Source organism: uncultured Microbulbifer sp. (assembly GCF_947504145.1).
Classification (GTDB): Bacteria; Pseudomonadota; Gammaproteobacteria; order Pseudomonadales; family Cellvibrionaceae; genus Microbulbifer.
In genome coordinates this window covers 33,326-52,126 of sequence record NZ_CANNGQ010000004.1, presented here as the reverse complement: position 1 = coordinate 52,126, position 18,801 = coordinate 33,326, and the positions used below count along the sequence as shown (strand labels likewise).

The 18,801-nt window shown below is 60.0% G+C and carries 15 protein-coding genes; 10 read left to right on the top strand and 5 right to left on the bottom strand.

What is annotated here, in order from left to right; translation table 11 throughout:
* Nucleotides 1-1,365 carry a peptidylprolyl isomerase gene (locus tag Q1A74_RS13620; RefSeq protein WP_299597142.1) on the bottom strand — a complete coding sequence of 455 codons (1,365 nt, stop codon included), beginning with the start codon at nucleotides 1,363-1,365 and terminating at the stop codon, nucleotides 1-3.
* The gene (locus Q1A74_RS13615) at nucleotides 1,365-3,992 is read right to left on the bottom strand and encodes an LPS-assembly protein LptD (RefSeq protein ID WP_299597139.1); all 2,628 of its coding nucleotides are present in this window, start codon (nucleotides 3,990-3,992) and stop codon (nucleotides 1,365-1,367) included. The genes Q1A74_RS13620 and Q1A74_RS13615 overlap by 1 nt, the downstream gene beginning before the upstream one ends.
* 348 nt (nucleotides 3,993-4,340) lie before the next feature.
* On the opposite strand from Q1A74_RS13615, the gene Q1A74_RS13610 reads away from it, so the two are divergent.
* The 9 genes from Q1A74_RS13610 to Q1A74_RS13570 all read left to right on the top strand — a co-directional run bounded on the left by Q1A74_RS13610 (nucleotide 4,341) and on the right by Q1A74_RS13570 (nucleotide 14,962).
* On the top strand, nucleotides 4,341-5,450 hold the full coding sequence (locus Q1A74_RS13610) for a phosphotransferase (RefSeq protein WP_299597136.1): 1,110 nt from the start codon (nucleotides 4,341-4,343) through the stop codon (nucleotides 5,448-5,450).
* 8 nt (nucleotides 5,451-5,458) lie between these two features.
* Nucleotides 5,459-6,154, top strand: a complete 696-nt coding sequence (murU, locus tag Q1A74_RS13605; protein WP_299597133.1) for an N-acetylmuramate alpha-1-phosphate uridylyltransferase MurU — start codon at nucleotides 5,459-5,461, stop codon at nucleotides 6,152-6,154.
* Between the two features lie 198 nt (nucleotides 6,155-6,352).
* The gene (gene rpe, locus Q1A74_RS13600; protein WP_299597130.1) at nucleotides 6,353-7,021 is read left to right on the top strand and encodes a ribulose-phosphate 3-epimerase; all 669 of its coding nucleotides are present in this window, start codon (nucleotides 6,353-6,355) and stop codon (nucleotides 7,019-7,021) included.
* Between the two features lie 434 nt (nucleotides 7,022-7,455).
* Complete coding sequence (gene trpE / locus Q1A74_RS13595; RefSeq protein ID WP_299597127.1) at nucleotides 7,456-8,937, top strand: anthranilate synthase component I; 1,482 nt, start codon at nucleotides 7,456-7,458, stop codon at nucleotides 8,935-8,937.
* 34 nt (nucleotides 8,938-8,971) lie between these two features.
* On the top strand, nucleotides 8,972-9,826 hold the full coding sequence (locus Q1A74_RS13590; protein WP_299597124.1) for an ion transporter: 855 nt from the start codon (nucleotides 8,972-8,974) through the stop codon (nucleotides 9,824-9,826).
* The gene (locus Q1A74_RS13585) at nucleotides 9,823-10,401 is read left to right on the top strand and encodes an aminodeoxychorismate/anthranilate synthase component II (RefSeq protein ID WP_299597121.1); all 579 of its coding nucleotides are present in this window, start codon (nucleotides 9,823-9,825) and stop codon (nucleotides 10,399-10,401) included. Before Q1A74_RS13590 ends, Q1A74_RS13585 begins: the two co-directional genes overlap by 4 nt.
* Nucleotides 10,402-10,621: 220 nt before the next feature.
* Entirely contained in the window at nucleotides 10,622-11,656 is a 1,035-nt protein-coding gene (gene trpD / locus Q1A74_RS13580) for an anthranilate phosphoribosyltransferase (protein WP_299597118.1), read from the top strand.
* A gap of 4 nt (nucleotides 11,657-11,660) precedes the next feature.
* Nucleotides 11,661-12,455, top strand: coding sequence for an indole-3-glycerol phosphate synthase TrpC (trpC, locus tag Q1A74_RS13575; RefSeq protein ID WP_299597115.1), 795 nt, complete (start codon nucleotides 11,661-11,663; stop codon nucleotides 12,453-12,455).
* Nucleotides 12,456-12,778: 323 nt separating this feature from the next.
* The gene (locus Q1A74_RS13570; protein WP_299597112.1) at nucleotides 12,779-14,962 is read left to right on the top strand and encodes a M3 family metallopeptidase; all 2,184 of its coding nucleotides are present in this window, start codon (nucleotides 12,779-12,781) and stop codon (nucleotides 14,960-14,962) included.
* Nucleotides 14,963-15,072: 110 nt separating this feature from the next.
* Here the strand turns inward: Q1A74_RS13570 and crp are convergent, their stop codons facing one another.
* Nucleotides 15,073-15,708 carry a cAMP-activated global transcriptional regulator CRP gene (gene crp / locus Q1A74_RS13565; RefSeq protein ID WP_299597109.1) on the bottom strand — a complete coding sequence of 212 codons (636 nt, stop codon included), beginning with the start codon at nucleotides 15,706-15,708 and terminating at the stop codon, nucleotides 15,073-15,075.
* A 364-nt stretch (nucleotides 15,709-16,072) separates the two neighbouring features.
* On the opposite strand from crp, the gene Q1A74_RS13560 reads away from it, so the two are divergent.
* Nucleotides 16,073-16,480, top strand: a complete 408-nt coding sequence (locus Q1A74_RS13560; RefSeq protein WP_299598374.1) for an OsmC family protein — start codon at nucleotides 16,073-16,075, stop codon at nucleotides 16,478-16,480.
* Between the two features lie 74 nt (nucleotides 16,481-16,554).
* Here the strand turns inward: Q1A74_RS13560 and coq7 are convergent, their stop codons facing one another.
* Both coq7 and purD read right to left on the bottom strand, forming a co-directional pair.
* Complete coding sequence (gene coq7 / locus Q1A74_RS13555; RefSeq protein ID WP_299597106.1) at nucleotides 16,555-17,202, bottom strand: 2-polyprenyl-3-methyl-6-methoxy-1,4-benzoquinone monooxygenase; 648 nt, start codon at nucleotides 17,200-17,202, stop codon at nucleotides 16,555-16,557.
* 35 nt (nucleotides 17,203-17,237) lie between these two features.
* A complete protein-coding gene (gene purD / locus Q1A74_RS13550) occupies nucleotides 17,238-18,533 on the bottom strand; it encodes a phosphoribosylamine--glycine ligase (protein ID WP_299597102.1) in 1,296 nt (431 codons plus the stop codon).
* Nucleotides 18,534-18,801 lie beyond the last annotated feature (268 nt).

Below are 18,801 nucleotides of genomic sequence, written 5' to 3'. Positions count from 1 at the left end.
TTACTGACTTTCGTTTTCGCTTTCGCTGGCGCCGTCAGCGGTGGGCTCTTTCAGCTCCGGCAGTTTGATTTCCACGTAGGCCTGGTCGCGGATTTCCTGGCGCCAGTTCTGCAGCTCTTCCTCGTAGCGGCGGTTGCGCAGTAGGTTGGCAGCCTGGTTGCGGATGTACTGATCGGTCATATCTTGCTGGCGGCGGCCTTCCACTTGCAGGATGTGCCAGCCGAACTGGCTGCGGAACGGCATGGTGATCTCGCCTACCGGGGTGTTGTCCATGGCCTGTGTGAACTCCGGCACGAACTGGCCGGGGCTGGACCAGCCCAGGTCGCCGCCCTGCAGCATGGTGCCGATGTCTTCGGAGTTGTCGCGGGCGGCGTCTTCGAACTTGAGGTCGCCGGCCTGGATTTTTTCCCGCAGGTCGGCGAGTAGTTTGTAGGCGGCGTCGTCATCGCGGATGGCCGAGGTTTTCACCAGGATATGGCGCACCTTGGTCTGCTCCACCACCTGTTCGGTGGCGCCGCGCTGCTCGTGGATCTTGAGCAGGTGGAAACCGGCATCGCTGCGGAATGGCTTGGTGGTGTCGCCGACACCCAGGCCGTCCAGCGCATCGGCAAACAGGGTGGGCAGCTCTACGGTCTTGCGCCAGCCCAGGTCACCGCCCTGCAGGGCGTTCTGGCCGGCGGAGCTGGAAATGGCCAGGGCGCGGAAGTCCTCGCCAGCGTTGGACTTTTCATAGATGGACTCGGCCTTGGCGCGGGCCTCGGTCACTTCTTCCGCCGGGGCACTGGAATTGACCGGAATCAGGATATGCCCGAGTTGATACTGCGGGGACTTCCAAAATTCGCCTTCTTTGGAGCGCAGGAAGTTGTTGATGTCCTGATCGGTAATCTGGATACGGCGCCCCACACTGCCCTGTTCTACCCGGCGGATGATCAGTTCCTGGCGGATCTGCTGGCGGAAGGCGTTGTTGGAGATGCCGTCAGCCTCCAGTTTGCGCTGAAACTGTTCCGGGGATGCGCCCATATTCTGTTGTACCCGAGCGATGGCCTGGTCCAGTTCCTCTTCGGAGATGGTGACACCGGCGCGGGAGCCCATCTGCAGCTGCAGGCGCTCGACAATCAGTTGCTCCAGTACCTGGCGGCGCAGGATGTCCTCCGGCGGTGCCTGTACGTTCTGTGCGGCAATCTGCTGGGTGATGGTGTTCATGCGCTGGTACAGCTCACTGGCCATGACCACGTCGTCGTCGACGACGGCCACCACTCGGTCGAGCTTCTGTACCTGGGCAGTGGCGGGTAGCGCCAGCGCGCACAGGGCGGCGCAGGCCATCAGGCCGCGGCGAAAGGGGGTGAACATCTGCATTATTGTCATCACTGTTTCAGTACTTCTCTCTGTTCAAAGTTGGCAATGCCCTGGCTCAGGATACGGGTAACCGAGCCACCCAGGCCAGCCAGACCCTTCAACTGCAGTTCAATATAGATACCTTCATCGAACTCCAGCTCTTCCGGGGGCACTACATCGGCGAGATCGTTGTCCAGCTCGCGCCGCCACAGCACGCGGGTGCGGTAGCAGCAGGTGTCGTATTCGAGTCCGGCAAGATATTCCAGTTCCCTGTCAAAGGTGAAATCGTAGTTGGCCCGGGCGAGGATGGAAAGCCGGTCATTGATGGGCCACGCGGCGGAGACGTCCGCCTGCCGCACCGGACCCTGTACCAGGTAGGAGTCGGTAGTGTCGTAAATTTCTTCTTTGCGCAGGTAGCGATAACCCACATTGAACAGCCGGAAATCGTCATCCAGGTAGCGCAGGGTGAAGTTGCCGCGGTTAATCGTGTGGTCGGTGTCGTGATAAATCACTTCACTGCTGATGCGCAGGGAGTCCGTGGGGCGGCTTTCCAGGCGCGCGGCAAACTCCGAGCGGGGCACATCTTCGAGAAATTCCCGCAACTCGATGCGGCTGGCTTCGGAATAGAAAATCTGCCCGGCACTGGCGGAGAAAATATCGCGCCCGCTGCGCGGGTCCACAAACCGGGTGGTAAGACCGAAGGCGGCGCGGTCGGCGTCGTCGATGCGGTCGTTGCCGTTGAAGCGGCTGTCGCGGAACAGCTGATCGTAGCTGAAGGTAAACAGCGAGGTGTCGTAGAGCAGGTCGTTGCCACCGTCCGCGTTACTGGTGCTCACGTTGAGGAAGTCGGTCTGGTCCGCCTCGCTGCTGGCCATGAGGAACAGGCGCGGCTCCAGGGTCTGCACGTATTCGTAGTCGAACAGGGTGTCGTTGCGCTCGAAAAACAGGCCGCTGTCGATGGTGATCTGCCCGGCGGAGGTCTCCGGTGTGTCCATCGCCGGGTCGGCGAGGAAGGTGTCTGCCAGTTCGTAGCCGAGGTAGATACCGGTGATTTCCGGATTGAAAAAGCCCCACAACCACTGTTTGTCCCAACCGAAGCTGTAGTCCACCCGGGTGCGATTGGCGTTGACGAAATTCCGCGTGCTCGTGGTCTCGCTGGTGGGGTCGTCCACATCGGCAATGAAGCGGATGGTCTGGGTGTCATCGTGGTCGAAGCTGGTGACTTCGTGATCCATCAGCAGTTGCCAGTCACCCCATTTGTAGTTGCCGTCCAGATTGAAGCGCGGCAGTTGGCTGTAGGTGTCGAAGCGGTCCTTCACCAGCTGCTGGTATTCCTGCGCGCGAATACTGGCACGCCAGTGTTCGCTGGTGAGGCTGGCCTCTGCGGTCTGATTGAGGTTGGTGAGTGCGCGGGCACTGACATTCTGCGGGACTTTCAGCTCGGCATTGTCCAGATCGCGGAAGTAGTCCGGGTCGCTCACCTTGGAATAGTCGATACGGGTGCGCCAGAGTCCGCCGTTACCGCCGGCCTGGTCCAGGTTCAGGTACCAGCGGTCCTCGCCCTTGGCGGGTAGCACCAGTTCTTCGGGGAAGCCTTCATTGATCAGGCGTTGCGCATCCTCGTCGTCGCCGCCTTTGTCGTTCGGCAGGCCGGCCAATCGCGCCTCGGTACTGAACGAGGGGCTCAGGTGACGGGTTTCCAGTTCCAGCCCGGTGCCGCGGTACTGTATATAGCGAGGCACGATGGTGGCGTCCAGCTGCGGGGCTATGTTCCAGTAATAGGGGATGGCGATATCCCAGCCGTTCTCATCGCTGTTGCTGATACTGGGGAAGAGCAGGCCGGACATGCGGTCGTCGCCCACCGGGAAACGCAGGTACGGAAAATAGAACACCGGGATATCGGCGATCTCGAGGCGCACATTGCGCGCGGTGCCCTGGCGCTCCACATTGTCGATCGCAATCTCGCCGCCGCTCATTCGCCAGAAAACGTCGTCCGGTTCACAGCGGGTGTAGTTGCCTTCGGTCAGAATCAGCTCCCCGCTGGCCTCGCGGGAGGCAAAACGCGCCGAGCCGTGGACAAACTCCTCGTGCACCACATAGGTGGCGTCTTCGATGGAGGCGGCTTTGCTGTCGGTATGCACTTCGGCGGCCTTGCCGCGCACCAGCAGGCTGGGTTCGCGCATCTCGATGGCGCCGCTCAGGTAGGCGGTGCTCTCTTCGCGATTGACGTCTACCTGGTCGGCGAACAGCTGGCGGTAGCCCTGGGTGATATGCACATTGCCGCGCAGTTGCGCGGTTCCGTCTTCCAGCCAGTTGGAGCTGTCTGCGGTGGCGCGCAGCGGCGCTTCCTCCGGCAGCAGGTCTGAATTGGGATAAAGCCGCTGCGGTTCGATGAAGGCGCCGCCACAAACCGGTGCCAGACTGTGGCGCTCTACCGGGTCCAGCTGGGACTTGGGAAACCAGTCCAGGTACAGGTAGGGGTTTGCCGGAGTGGCGCTGGCGGAATTCGTTGTAGCCTCGGGGGAGTCGGCCTCGGTCGCGCTTGCCGCGGCAAGCCACAGCGGCTGGGCAGCGAGCAGGCCAAAAGCGAGAGAGCGCGGGCGTGATAATTGTCCAATAGCCAGCGCAAGGCGGCGCCAGCGGGAAGCTTCCAGCATCGAGTGATTGGTTCCAGCTATCTTTAGAGTCTGTTCCGTTGGCGAGAGTGTGCGATCAGATCGCAGTGCGCAGCCCGGTCTTGAGGCAATCTCCAGCCAGTGTGGCAGAATCTGCGGCGAAGTCCGCAAAATATGACGGCGCCGGCGCGATCTTGCCGACTGAAGCCGGAGCGTAAAAATCAGCGGTCGATTCTACTTGAATGGCCGCATCCATGGAAACAATAGCGGGTGATCCGCGGCGCCGGCGCAGTTACAATGCGCAGTTTTTAGGCGGCCGGAGCAGCGGGCGGGCGCTAGTTCTGATTAACTAGGCCCTTAATAACGCGTGCAGAGGTAAACAGGTGGCGGATGAATGAATGTGTAACCCAGGTCCAGGACGAGCGTCGCGAAGAGCTGCGCCTGTGGGCCGCCCGCGCCCTGGAAACCGGTCATGACGAACTGCAGGTGCCGCCACTGGCGAGCACCCTGAACCTGCAGCCCCTGTCCGGTGATGCGGGGTTCCGCCGCTACTTTCGTACGGACACCAGTCCAACGCTGATCGCGGTGGATTCTCCGCCCAGCAAGACCAACGTCAACCGCTTCGTCGCCCTCGCCGACTACCTGCGTCGCAATGGCATCCACACCCCACTGGTGATCGCTGCCGACATCGAGCAGGGCTACATGCTGCTGGAAGACCTGGGTGACACCCAGTTGCTGCGCGAGCTCAATGCCGACAGCGTCTCCGGCCTCTACGCGGAAGTGATGAACGAACTGCTCTGCCTGCAGCAGATGCGTCGCCCGGAGGGCATGTTCCGGCCCTACGACCGCGAACTCCTGCATATGGAAATGCGCCTGTTGCCCGAGTGGTTGATCGGCAAGCTGCTGCAGCGGGAGATCAGCGACGAAGAAAACCAGTTGATCGAGCGCACCTTCGCCCACCTGCTGGACAGCGCATGCGCGCAACCCCAGGTGCTGGTGCACCGGGATTATCACAGCCGTAACCTGATGATTCGCGACGGCGAGCGCCCGGGGGTGGTGGATTTCCAGGACGCCGTATGGGGGCCGGTCACCTACGACCTCGCCTCGCTACTGCGCGACTGCTATATCCGCTGGCCACAGGACCAGGTCGAACGCTGGGCGCTGGCCTACGCCTCCTCTGCCATCGATAGCGGCGTCATCCCCGAAGTGTCCGCAGAAACCTTCCTGCGCTGGTTCGACTGGATCGGCCTGCAGCGCCACTTCAAGGTGCTCGGCCTGTTTCCGCGCCTGTATCTGCGGGATGGAAAACACGGCTACCTGCCGGACCTTCCGCTGGTGATCCGTTACACTCTGGAAGTCTGTGACAAATACCCGGAGCTAAAGGCGTTTTCCGACTGGTTCCGTGAAGAAATCCTGCCATTGGTCGAAAAGCAGGACTGGTACCGCGACTATCGCAGCGCTGGCGAACGCCAGGTGACTGAAACCGAAATCCCCGAATAAACGCGAAGATGACAATCCGACAAAACACGGCGCCCGTCGCCATGGTACTCGCCGCCGGATTTGGCAAACGCATGCGCCCGCTCACCGACCGCATGCCAAAACCCATGATCCCGGTGCTGGGCAAACCACTGATCGAATACACCCTTGAGCGCCTCGCCGCCGCCGGCGTCAATCGGGTCGTCATCAACACCGCCTACCTCGGCGAGCAGATCCGCGATCACCTCGGCAATGGCGAGCGCTTCGGGGCAAGCATCCAGTATTCCGAAGAAAATGAACCCCTGGAAACTGCCGGCGGCATCACCAGCGCTCTGCCGCTGTTGGGGGGGGCGCCTTTCCTGGTAGTCAACGGCGACGTTTGGTGTGATTTTGATTTCACGAGTTGGGTCAACAACCCCCTACCGGAAAACTGCCCCGGCCGCCTGCTGATGGTGCCCAACCCGCCGCACAATCCGGAGGGCGACTTTGGTATTGACGATGGGCTTCTCTCCGGCACTACCAAACCCCGATTTACCTTCGCCGGTATCAGCTATCTGCGCCCGGAAATTCTTACCGCGTATCCCAATGCCCGCGAGCGCTACGGCCTGGGTGAAGTCTTTGCTCACAACGAAGACAAGATGCAGGCCGAAGTTTACGAAGGCGACTGGTGCGATGTGGGCACCCCGGAGCGCCTGAATAAGCTGGAAGAAAGACTAAGAGCGAGTTAACCCATCGGCTTACGAAGCACAAACGTACAAATCGAAGGCCGGGTGCCGGATGGAGCTTTTCGGGAGCGTCGCAAACAGGATGTTTGCGCCGCAGCGCCCAGGGATGGGTTTACAGCGGTCCCGAAAAGCTCCACCCGGTGCCCGGCCGCCACAAGGCCTGAATCAAAGGGGCCACGACGAAAGCACCGAGACGAGAAAATGCCAGACTACAAAATTGCACCCTCCATCCTCTCCGCCAATTTCGCCCGCCTGGGTGAGGAAGTCGACAATGTCCTCGCCGCCGGCGCCGACTGGGTGCACTTCGACGTAATGGACAACCACTACGTCCCCAACCTCACCATCGGCCCCATGGTCTGCAAAGCACTGCGCAACCACGGTGTAGAAGCCCCCATCGACGTTCACCTCATGGTCGAACCGGTCGACGATATGATCCGCATGTTCGCCGATGCCGGTGCCAGCTACATCACCTTCCACCCGGAAGCCAGCAAGCACGTCGATCGCTCCCTGCAGCTTATTCAGTCTCTCGGTTGCAACGCAGGCCTGGTGTTCAACCCCGCCTCCAGCCTCGACGCCGCCAAATACGTCATGGATAAACTCGACATGATCCTCCTCATGTCCGTAAACCCCGGCTTCGGCGGTCAGAAATTCATCCCCGCCACCCTCGATAAGCTGAAAGAAGCCCGCAAACTCATCGACGACTCCGGCCGCGACATCCGCCTGGAAATCGACGGCGGCGTAACCAAAGACAACATCCGTGAAATCGCCCAGGCCGGCGCCGACAGCTTCGTCGCCGGCTCCGCCATTTTCAACGCGGATGACTATGCGGAAGTGATCAAGGTGATGCGTTCGGAGCTGGCTCGAGCCTAATAAGCTCGAATCGAAGCCAGGGTGCCGGGTATAGCTTTTCGGAACCGTCGGCGACAGGACGTCGCCGCCGGAGCGTACAGGGATGTATTCACAGCGATTCCGAAAAGCTATACCCGGTGCCCTGGCGCCACTGAAGGTCAAAATGGCCACAGATCACCGGCGCTTGCCCACCCCACAAGAGATTTGTACACTTGCTCGCCGGAATACAGGGAAGCAACTCGACGCTGCGACCCCAACGCTGCGAGAAAGTGACATTGAACTGCACTGCCCCCCACATCAACAGCTGGCGATGGCGCCACTGATCCGCTGAAGCCTGAAGACCTGGTGAAACGAACCGGTCGCACGGGCGCATTTCTCGCGGGTAGGATTCCACAAACGATGCGTAATCCAGACCCCGTAACACGATACAAAGCATTGCACAGACCGGAGTCGCCATGACCCCCAGCGAATACGCCCAACTTGCGTCTGCAGGATACAACCGCATACCCCTAGTCCGCCGTGTACTGGCCGACATAGAAACCCCGCTCACCACCTACATGAAGCTCGCCGCCCGCGACGGCGGCCGCTACAGCTATCTGCTGGAATCCGTACAGGGTGGAGAAAAATGGGGGCGTTACTCCATTATTGGCCTGCCCGCGCGCACCGTACTGAAGGTGACCGGTCATGACGTAGTGGTCGAGCGCGATGGCAAGATCGTCGAGCAGAAACAGGTGGAAGACCCGCTGGCCTTCGTCGAAGAATTTCGCAACCGCTACAAGGTGCCGGAAATTGAAGGTCTGCCCCGTTTCAATGGCGGCCTCGTGGGCTACTTCGGCTACGACGTGGTGCGCTATATCGAGCCCAAACTGGCCGACAGCTGCCCGCCGGATAACCTGGGCAACCCGGATATCCTGCTGATGGTCAGCGACGAGCTGGTGGTGTTCGACAACCTCGCCGGTGCGGTGCTGTTTATCGTGCACGCCGACCCGGAACAGAGCGACGCGTTTGAAACCGCCCAGCGCCGCCTGGACCAACTGGTGGGCCAGCTGTCCCAGCCGCTCGCCAGTGTCGAGCCCCTGGGCATCGACGGCTACCACACCGCGGAAGATACTTTTACCTCCCATTTCGGCGAAGATGCCTTCAAGCAGGGCGTGCACAAGGTCAAGGATTACATCCTGGCCGGTGACGTTATGCAGGTAGTGCCGTCCCAGCGCCTGTCGGCACCCTTCACCGTGCCGCCACTGAATCTCTACCGCGCCTTGCGCAGCCTGAATCCGTCTCCATATATGTACTTCCTCGACCTGGGCGACCACCAGGTGGTGGGCTCCAGCCCGGAGATTCTGGTGCATTTGGAAGACGGCGACATGACCGTGCGCCCAATCGCCGGCACCCGCCGCCGCGGTGCCACCGAGGAACAGGATCAGGCGCTGGAGAAAGACTTACTGGCAGATCCGAAAGAGATTGCCGAGCACCTGATGTTGATCGATCTCGGCCGCAACGATGTGGGTCGGGTTGCACAAACCGGCAGTGTGCGGGTCACTGACAAAATGGTGGTGGAGCGTTACTCCCACGTGATGCACATCGTCTCCAACGTGACCGGGCGGATTAAGCCGGAACTCAATGCCATCGACGCCCTGCGCGCGGCACATCCGGCAGGCACGCTTTCCGGCGCGCCCAAGATCCGCGCCATGGAAATCATTGATGAGCTGGAGCCGGAAAAACGCGGTGTATACGGCGGTGCCGTGGGATACCTGGCGTGGAACGGCAATATGGATACCGCCATCGCGATTCGCACTGCGGTGATCAAGGACGAAAAAGTCTATGTACAGGCCGGTGCCGGCCTGGTGGCGGATTCCGATCCGCAATCCGAGTGGGATGAAACCATGAACAAAGCGCGGGCTCTGTTCCGCGCGGTGGCCATTGCCACCGGGCAATAACCTTTAACAAGTGTCATTGGAAGCAGTAAAGCCGATGAGTGAAATTTCCGTAGAACAGAAACGCAGTTTTTCCGAGCAATGTCGCCGTTTGGTGGAGGCACCGCTGTTCAATCAGGTGATTATCGCCCTGATCTTGGTGAATGCCGTGGTGGTGGGGCTGGAAACCTCAACCTGGGTACTGGAGCGGTTTAGCAGTGCGCTGCACGGGATCAATCAGTTGATCCTGCTGGCGTTTATGGTTGAAGCGGCGATAAAAATTTTCGCCCATGGCAATCGCCCCTGGCGCTATTTCGCCAATGGCTGGAACGTGTTTGATTTCTCCATCATTGTTCTGAGCCTGATCCCGGCGGCGGGCCCCATGGCCACACTCGCGCGGTTGGTACGGGTGCTGCGGGTTTTGCGATTGGTATCGGCCTTTCCGGAATTGCGGTTGCTGGTGGATACGCTGCTGCGCAGTCTGCCGAGTATGTTTCATATCAGCCTGCTGATGGGAATCATTTTTTACATTTACGGGGTGGCCGGTTATTTCCTGTTTCACGAAATCGACCCCACCCACTGGCGCAATCTGCCCATCGCGCTACTGAGTCTGTTCCGGATTGTGACGTTTGAGGATTGGACGGACATCATGTACACGGCGATGGAGTCCATGCCTTACGCCTGGATTTATTTCCTGAGCTTTGTGGTGATGGGCGCGTTTGTGATGATCAACCTGTTTATCGGGGTGGTGCTGAACAATCTGGAAGAGGCCAAGCTGCGCCGCCTGGACGAGCTGGCGATGCCGCCGAGCCAAACCGAAATTCTGCGCGAATTGCGCGCTACCCAGGATTCCCTGGCCCGCTTGCAGAAGCGTCTGGGAGATCTTGGGGATGAGAAAGGAAGCCAATCATGATCCTGATGATCGACAACTACGACTCCTTCACCTTCAACATCGTGCAGTATCTCGCCGAGTTGGGTGCGGAGGTTGTGGTCAAGCGCAACGATGAAATTACCGTTGCGGATATTGAGAAACTGAACCCGGAAAAAATTGTTATCTCGCCGGGCCCCTGCACACCGAACGAAGCGGGTATCTCCATGGAGACCATCCGCACCTATGCCGGCAAGCTGCCGATCCTCGGTATCTGCCTCGGCCACCAGAGTATCGGTCAGGTATTTGGCGGTCGCGTGGTGCGTGCGGGGGAAGTGATGCACGGCAAGACCTCGCCGATTATTCACAACAATCTCGGTGTGTTTAATGGTCTTTCCAATCCTTTCGAAGCGACCCGTTACCATTCGCTGGTGGTGGAGAAGGGCAGCCTTCCGGATTGTCTGGAGGTTACCGCCTGGACCGAGACCGAAAGCGGTGAGATCGACGAAATCATGGGCATCCGTCATCGCGAATTGCCGATCGAGGGGGTGCAGTTTCACCCGGAGTCGATTTTGACTCAGCATGGGCACGATATGCTGAGGAATTTTTTGGAGTCTTGAGGTTTGGGATTGTGCTTCGTAGGTGGGCTGGTGGCGGCGCTGCTGCCGGTATCCGTTTGCGAGACACGCCGTGAACCCATCCATGGGGGCTCTTCTAAAACGTCCCTGTTTTAGAAGGTCTCGCAAACGGATTCCGGCATCAGCACCTTCGCATCGAAGCGCTGAGTAATACCGGAAATCTGCTATCCAACCTGATTAGGGATTTGGGGGAGGAATAATAATGAATATCCAACAGGCCATCGGAAAACTGGTCGAGGGTGAACATCTCACCCGTGGAGAGATGCGCAAGGCCATGGGTCAGATTATGCGCGGGGAAGCGGAAGATGCGCAGATTGGTGCGTTTCTGGTGGCCCTGCGTATGGCCGGGGAATCCGTTGAGGAAATCACCGGTGCCGTGGAAGTTATGCGCGAGCTGTGCACCAAGGTCGAGATCGACCAGACCAACGCCGTGGATATTGTCGGTACCGGTGGTGATGGCGCCAACCTGTTTAACGTCTCCAGTGCTTCGAGTTTTGTTGCCGCCGCTGCTGGCGCGCGCGTGGCCAAGCACGGTAATCGCTCGGTTTCCTCTTCCTCCGGTGCCGCAGACCTGCTGGAAAAAGCCGGTATCTATCTTCCGCTGACTCCCGAGCAAGTTGCCCGCTGTATCGACGGCGTGGGGGTGGGCTTTATGTTTGCGCCTAGTTATCACAGCGCCATGCGCCACGCGATCGGCCCGCGCAAGGCGTTGGGCCTGCGCACCATTTTCAATTTGCTGGGCCCGCTCACCAATCCCGCCGGCGTGAAGCGCCAGGTGATTGGTGTGTTTGATCCGCACTACACACGCATGCTGGCAGAGGTGTTGCAGCAGCTGGGCTCTGAACATGCGCTGGTGCTACACAGCGACGATGGGCTGGACGAGGTGAGCCTCGCAGCAGATACCCGCGGTTGGGAACTGAAGAATGGTGAGCTGAAGAAAGTCACCATCGCGCCGGAAGATTTCGGTATCGAGCGGCAGAACCTGGACGGGCTGTGTGTGGACGGCTCTGAAGAGTCTCTGGCACTGATCCGCGATGCCCTCGGCAAGCGCGAGACCCCTGCGGGGGATAAGGCAGCTGATATCATTGCCATGAATGCCGGTATGGCCATCTACGCAAGTGGCGTGGCTGCGAGCCGGGCGGAAGGGGTGAGCATGGCACAGGACGCCATCTACAGTGGCCTCGCCGGAGAAAAAATTAACGAGCTGGCCGCCTTTACCAGTGCATTCCGAGAGTGAAGTAATGAGTACACCAACAATTCTGAAAACGATTGTCGAGCGCAAGTGGGAAGAGGTGGCCGAGCGCAAGCAGCGGATCAGCCTGGATGAGATGCAACAGCGTGCGCTGAAGCAGCCGCCCTGCCGGGGTTTTGTCAGTGCGATTGAAGCCAAGCGCAACGCCGGTGAAGCGGCGGTGATCGCCGAGATCAAAAAGGCCTCCCCGAGCAAGGGCGTGATCCGCGAAGATTTTATTCCCGCGGAAATTGCCACCAGCTATGAAAAGGGCGGCGCGGCCTGTCTGTCGGTGCTGACCGATGTGGACTTTTTTCAGGGGGCCGATGAATACCTGCAGCAGGCCCGCAATGCGGTGCGCCTGCCGGTGATCCGCAAGGACTTTATTGTCGATCCGTATCAGGTGTACGAGGCCCGCGCCATCGGTGCCGACTGCATCCTGCTGATCGCGGCCTGCCTCGACGATGCGCAGCTCATCAGCCTGAATGACCTGGCGATCGAGCTGGGTCTGGATGTGCTGGTGGAAGTGCACGATCGCGCGGAGCTGGAGCGTGCGCTGAAACTGCCGAACCGTTTGATCGGCATCAACAACCGCAATCTGCACACCTTCGAGGTACAGCTGGAAACCACCTTCGGGCTGCTGGATCTGATTCCTGAAGACCGTATCGTGGTCACCGAAAGTGGCATTCACACCACCGATGACGTGGCGGCCATGCGCGGTCACAACGTGGACACGTTTCTGGTGGGTGAAGCCTTCATGCGCGAAGAAGAGCCGGGCCGCCGTTTGATGGAGTTGTTCAACTAAGTCCTCCGCTTCCCCCGGCCGCCAGGCACCATCACTCTCCGTCATCCCGGACCTGACCCGGAATTCAGCCTCCAGAAGCTGGATTCCGGCATGCGCCGGAATGACGATGGTCTTTTCCCCGGCCTTTCAATACCCCCTCAGCAGACCCCGGATTTACTGCCGGTCACCCAGGCCACAACGGGACGAACGGTTGCACACGCGGGATAAGCCGCACTCGCCTGAATTCCCAGTCAGGCACAAGGTGATATATTGGCGCGTTAGGCATCTTTGTTGGTCTGATACCTGCAAGGTACCCGGACCTGAAACCCTTATCGGAGATCGAAATGCGCAAATCCCTGCTTGCCTTAGCCATCGTGGCGGTTGCCGCCTGTTCCGAGGCACCGAACGAGAACAAGTCCGCACAGTCAGCGGACGTGGAAAAAAACCAGACCGCCGCTGATCTGGCCACGCCAAATGCGCAGGACAATCCGCTGCTGACGCCCAGCAGCCTCCAGTACCAGGCGCCTGATTTCAGTGAGATCAAAGACGGTCACTTTGAGCCCGCCTTTGAGCAGGGCATGCACGAGCACCTGCAGGAAATCCAGGCCATCGCCAACAGTGCGGAGCCCGCCAGCTTCAACAACACCATCGTGGCCATGGAGCAATCCGGTGAGCTGCTGACTCGCGTTTCCCGCATTTTCTTCAACCTGGTGGGCAGCGACAGCAACGAAGCGCGCCGCGCTCTGCAGAGCAAGCTGGCCCCGAAACTGGCGGCCCACTCCGACAGCATCTACCTGAACGGCGCCCTGTTCGCCCGTGTAGAGCAGCTGTACAACCAGCGTGTTGAAAAGGAGCTGGATGCGGAGTCCGCACGCCTGCTGGAAAACACCTACGAGAAATTCGTCAAGGCCGGCGCCAAGCTGTCCGAAGAGCAGAAAGTCACTCTGCGTGCACTGAACGAAGAGCACTCCACCCTCACCACCCAGTTCAGCCAGAACCTGCTGAAGCTCAGCAAAGAAATCGCCGTAGTGGTGGATGAGAAGAGCGAGCTGGACGGCCTGACGGAAAACCAGATCAAGTCCGCCGCTGAGGCTGCCACCGCTGCCGGCCACGAAGGCAAATACCTGATCAGCATCACCAACACCACCCGCCAGCCGGTGCTCACCTCTTTGAAAAACCGCGAGCTGCGCCAGCGCATCTGGGAAGCGTCCGCCAACCGCGGCACCTCCGGCGAGCTGGATAACCGCCCGCTGGTGAAACGCCTGGTACAGATCCGCGCGCAGAAAGCCGATCTGCTGGGCTACGGCAACTGGGCCGAGTACCAGCTCACCAGCACCATGGCGGAAAAGCCGGAAAACGTGTTCAGCATGCTGAACTCCATGGTGCCGGCGGTGGTTAAAAACACCCAGGCGGAGCAGGCCGATATCCAGGCCATGATTGAAGCGGAAGGCGGCGATTTTGACGTGCAGCCCTGGGACTGGGCTTACTACGCGGAAAAAGTGCGCCAGGCAAAATACGAGCTGGATGAGAGCCAGGTGCGCGAGTACTTCGAATTTAACCGCGTACTGAAAGACGGCCTCTTCTACACCATGAACCGCCTGTACGGCGTTACCTTCAAGCCGCGCCCGGACCTGCCCGTGTACCACCCGGATGTGCAGGCATTTGAACTGTTCGATCACGACGGTGAAAGCCTGGCGATCTTCTATGCGGATTACTTTGCTCGTGACGGCAAGCGCGGCGGTGCCTGGATGAGTTCCTTTGTGGGGCAATCCGGGCTGCTGAAGCAGAAGCCGGTGGTCGTGAATGTAATGAACATTCCGAAAGGTCCGGAAGGGGAAGCGACCCTGGTGAGCTTCGACCACGTGACCACCATGTTCCACGAACTGGGCCACGGCCTGCATGGCATGCTCTCCAGCGTGCACTACCCGAGCCTGGCGGGCACTGCGGTTTCCCGCGACTTCGTGGAATTCCCATCCACCTTTGAAGAGGACTGGGCGAGCCACCCGGAAGTGCTGGCGAATTACGCCTACCACTACAAAACCGGCGAAGCCATTCCGGAAGAACTGCTGGCTAAAGTGATGAAGGCGAAAAACTTCAACATGGGCTTCGACACCCTGGAGTACATGTCTGCGGCACTGCTGGATATGGAATGGCACTCCCTGCCTGCGGACGCCAAGCCACAGGACGTGGAGAAGTTTGAAGCCGAGGCACTGGCCAAACACGGTGTGGACCTAGCGGCGGTACCGCCCCGTTACAAGTCCACCTATTTTGCCCACTCCATTGGCGGTGGCTACTCAGCCGGTTACTACGCGTATATGTGGAGTGAGATCCTGGCTGCAGATGCGTTCGCTTACCTGCGCGAGCGCGGCGGTCTGAGCCGCAAGAATGGTGACCTGTACCGCAAGAACATCCTGGAAGTCGGCAACTCGCGCCCGCCCATGGAGTCTTACGTGAAATTCCGCGGCAAGGAACCGACCACCGATGCGCTGCTGATTCGCCGCGGCCTCAAGCCGGTTGCCGGCCAGTAACCGGCGGCCAGTTGCAATCTTCGCAGGGACGCGGGATTGAGCAGGTTTGGAAAAGACACAAAAAAGCCGGGCATTTGCCCGGCTTTTTTGTGTTCGGTGTGCAGGTGTTGTCAGCGGGTGCCGTACACCACCATGGTCTTGCCCTTCACCGATACCAGTCCCTGTTCTTCCAGGGTCTTCAGTACCCGGCCAACCATCTCGCGGGAGCAGCCCACGATGCGGCCAATTTCCTGGCGGGTGATCTTGATCTGCATGCCTTCCGGGTGGGTCATGGCGTCTGGCTCGTTGCACAGGTCGAGCAAGGTGCGAGCCACGCGGCCGGTCACGTCCAGGAATGCCAGATCGCCTACTTTGCGGGTGGTGTTGCGCAGACGCAGGGCCATCTGGGTGGCGAGATTGAACAGGAATTCCGGGTGCTGACGGGTCAGTTCCTGGAATTTGGTGTAGGAAATCTCTGCCACTTCACATTCGGTCTTGGTGCGGACCCATGCGCTGCGGGTGTCCTGGTCGAACAGGCCCATTTCGCCGAAGAAGTCGCCGTCGTTCAGATAGGCAACGATCATCTCGCGGCCCTCGTCGTCTTCGATCAGCACGGTTACGGAACCGCGCATGATGAAGTACAGGGACTCACAGCGATCGCCGGCGTAGATAATCGTGCTCTTGGCCGGGTAGCGACGGCGGTGGCAGTGGGCGAGAAAGTCTTCAATGTTGCCAGTAGACAGGGTTTCTTCGGTAGCAACCGTCACGGATCTACTCCTTTTCTAGAATTTTTGTGCCTGATCCCGGTAAGCGGTGGATTATCCCGCTTATTGCGCGGGGCTGACAGGGGCTGTAGCCGGCAATGGTCCGCAATGTGATCTGGGCCACCCTTTATCGCTTTCGCTGATGTGGCCTGAGGCGTGCGGAATGTGATGTTGTTTATAACGGTTGTGCGAGGTCGATACAACCGCCGTGAGTGATGACTTACTATTCGGAAATCGGTAAGTGACGCTGGTCACGTTTTGAACAATGGTGGATCCGGCCGCAGCGCGATGGGGGGAGGGAGCGCCGGTGTGATAAGCTCCCCGCCCCATCAATTGAGAAGGAGTCTATCCCATGGCGGGTGGTGTTATGCAGGGTCAGGTGACCTGGGTCAATGGCGTTACGTTTATCGGTGAGTCCGGTAGTGGCAACGCCGTGGTGATGGAAGGTGGGCAGAAGAACAACGCGATTCGCCCGATGGAGATGATCCTGCTGGGTGTGGGCGGCTGCGCCTCCTACGATGTGGTGGGAATCCTGCAGAAGACCCGCCAGGATGTGGTCAGTTGCCACGTGGAATTGAAGGGCCACCGCCCGGATGCGGTGCCGGCACCGTTCGAGAAGATCGAGATGGAGTTTGTGGTGCGCGGGCGGGATATCAAGGAAAAGCACGTGGCCAAGGCGGTTGAGCTGTCGGCGGAAAAGTACTGTTCCGCTTCCATCATGCTGGGCAAGGCCGGGGTGGAGATAGTGCACAGTTACCGGATCGAGGAGGCCTGAGGGCTTTCGAGCGGTTGAATATGAAAAAGGGGAGCCAGTGGCTCCCCTTTTTCATGCTCGAGAATATCCGCCTGCTACAGCCTGTAGCTCGCGGAAGTCATCGCCTTGGAGACCAGCGTCATCAAGCCCTTAACGGGGCCGGGGAAGCGTGCGCCACCGGCATCCAGGGCAGCGTGCTGGTGTTTGGCTTCATCCACCAGCATCTGCTCCACCACCGCGCGGCTTCTTTCGTCCTGTGCCGGCAGTTCCTGTAGATGGCTCTCCAGGTGCTTGCACACCTGCTCTTCGGTGGCGGCGACGAAGCCGAGGCTGACCTTGTCGCTGACTTTGCCGGCCGCGGCGCCAATTCCAAAGGAAAGTCCGTACCAGACTGGGTTGAGTACACTCGGGCGGCTGCCCAGTTCGCCCAGGCGCTGTTCGCACCAGGCGAGGTGGTCGATTTCCTCGTCCGCGGCGTGTTCCATTTCCGCGCGTACCTGGGGCAGCTTGGCGGTCAGTGCCTGGCCCTGGTACAGGGCCTGGGCGCAGACTTCGCCACTGTGGTTGACCCGCATCAGGCCTGCCGCATGGCGGCGCTCGCGGTCAGACAGTTTCGCCTCATCGGTGGATTTGGCCGGCGATGGGCGCTCGTGGCAGGGCGAGCCCGGGCTCAGGGTGCGCAGGGCACGGTCCGCCTGCAGCAGCAGGCGGTCGAGTCCGGTTAATTGACGATGGCTGCTCACAGATGCGTTCCTTTGGAGTGATTATGTGGCGGAAATCAGGCTTTCTCGGATTCTTCCCGCTCTACCGCGCGGTAACCGATGTCCTTGCGGTAGAAGGAGCCTTCCCAGTAGATTTTGCGCGCGCATTCGTAGGCGTTCTCCTTGGCCTCGGCCACGGTGTCACCCAGTGCGGTGGCGCAGAGCACGCGGCCGCCGCTGGTCACTACGCGCTCGCCGTCCAGTGCGGTGCCGGCTTGGAAGACCTTGGCGTTTTCACCGTCGGCCTTGTCGAGTCCGGAGATGGCGTCGCCTTTGCGATAGCTGCCGGGGTAGCCGTGGGCGGCCAGAACTACGCCGAGCGCAGGGCGGGAATCCCACTCGACGGTGACCTGATCCAGGCGCTTTTCGATGGCGGCCATGCACAGCTCTACCAGGTCAGATTTGAGGCGCATCATGATGGGTTGGGTTTCCGGGTCGCCGAAGCGGCAGTTGTATTCGATGACCTTGGGCGCACCCTCTTCGTTGATCATCAGGCCGGCATATAGGAAGCCGGTGTAGGGCATGCCTTCACTGGCGAGGCCCTTGACGGTGGGTTCGATGACTTCTTTCATCACCCGATCGTGCACTTCTGGCGTCACTACCGGTGCTGGGGAGTAGGCGCCCATACCGCCGGTGTTGGGGCCGGTGTCGCCGTCGCCGACGCGCTTGTGGTCCTGGCTTGTGGCCATGGGCAGGATGTTTTCGCCGTCGACCATGACGATGAAGCTGGCTTCTTCGCCGGTAAGGAACTCTTCGATCACCACGCGGCAGCCGGCTTCGCCGAAGGCGTTGCCGCTGAGCATGTCGCGCACGGCCAGCTCGGCCTGTTCTACGGTTTCAGCGACGATGACGCCTTTACCGGCGGCGAGACCGTCGGCTTTGACGACGATGGGGGCGCCCTGTTCGCGCAGGTAGGCGATGGCCGGTTCGACTTCGGTGAAGTTCTGGTACGCGGCAGTGGGGATGTCGTGACGCTCGAGAAAGTCTTTGGTGAAGGCTTTGGAGCCTTCGAGCTGGGCGGGGGCTTTTTCGGGGCCGAAGATGTTGTGTCCGCGGCTGTTGAAGAAGTCGACGATGCCGTCGACAAGTGGGACTTCGGGGCCGACGATGGTGAGGTCGATGCCTTTTTCTTCGACGAGGTCGGAGAGGGCGGAGAAGTTGTCGACGCCGATGTTGACGTTCTGGAGTTTGGGTTCGCGGGCGGTGCCGGCGTTGCCCGGGGCGACGAAGACGGTGTCTACGGCGGGGTTCTGTGCGGCCTTCCAGGCCAGAGCGTGTTCGCGGCCACCAGAGCCGATTACCAGGATGTTCATTCTTGAGTTTCCCCGTGCCTGTTATTTAGGTGGGCTAGTTTAGCATTCAGAAGTGCAAATCTGACTTCGAACCGGCATCGGAGTTTCGAGGTACCTGGCCAGTCCGTGGCGGGGCTGCAACTGGTGGCCATTCGCGAGACACGCCGTGAACCCGTCCTTGGGGGCTCTGCACCGCCATCCATGGCGGTGAAGGTCTCGCGAATGGCCACCAGTCACAGCCCCTTCGCGCCTGACTCTGCGGGTTGTTTGCTGCAGAGTCATGACAGAT